The 662-nt window shown below is 62.1% G+C and carries 1 protein-coding gene; it reads right to left on the bottom strand.

Annotated features, from left to right (window positions below):
* A partial coding sequence (locus tag IVB50_RS09360) for an IS66 family transposase zinc-finger binding domain-containing protein (protein ID WP_247295694.1) occupies nucleotides 1–539 on the bottom strand: 539 nt, incomplete at its 3' end.
* Nucleotides 540–662: the final 123 nt, after the last annotated feature.

Here is a 662-nt window from a genome sequence, read left to right as displayed (position 1 = left end):
TCGATCACATGCGCGACGAGCCGCTCGGTCGGCAGTCCTCCCCTGATCAATCGCTCGGGAGCAGCATGCTGGAGGACGACGCCGTGACAGGCGCGGCAGGCCAGTTTGGGGCGGCGGGTGACGATAACGCGATACTGCGCCGGTACGACGTCCAGCCTCTGGCTCTCATCGTGACCGATCTCAAAAAGGTCGCCTGCGCAGCATGGGCAGCAGGTTGCAGCGGGCATCAGGTCCTCGATGATGCGCGGCAAATGCTCCGGCAGCTTGCCACGATTGGCCCTGCGCTCGGCAGCTCTCTTCTCGCGTGTTTTGGGATTGGCGCGGTCCTCGGCTGCTTCGAGAGCCGCGACAGCCTGATCAATATCCTCCAGAATAAGCTGGAGCTGATCAGCGTCAAGCTTTTCCGACGATCGACCGAACTGCGCGTCTTTTGCAAGCTTGAGCAACCGCTCGAGCCTGGCGCAGCGATCCAGCAGAGCCGCGGCAAAGGCACGCAACTCGGCTGGATCGCTCGGCAGTTCATCAGGCAAATCACTCATTGGCCCGAGTCTGCCATGCTTCGCGCCCCGATGCAGCGAAGATTTTATGTCCTACGCAAGCGCTTTCGGCTGCGGGATTCGAGGCGCATGCATGCGTGTCCAATCCATGCCGGCCAGAAGCGC

The organism is Bradyrhizobium sp. 87 (assembly GCF_023073015.1).
GTDB classification, from domain to species: domain Bacteria; phylum Pseudomonadota; class Alphaproteobacteria; order Rhizobiales; family Xanthobacteraceae; genus Bradyrhizobium; species Bradyrhizobium canariense_D.
This window is presented reverse-complemented; position numbering and strand designations above follow the sequence as displayed.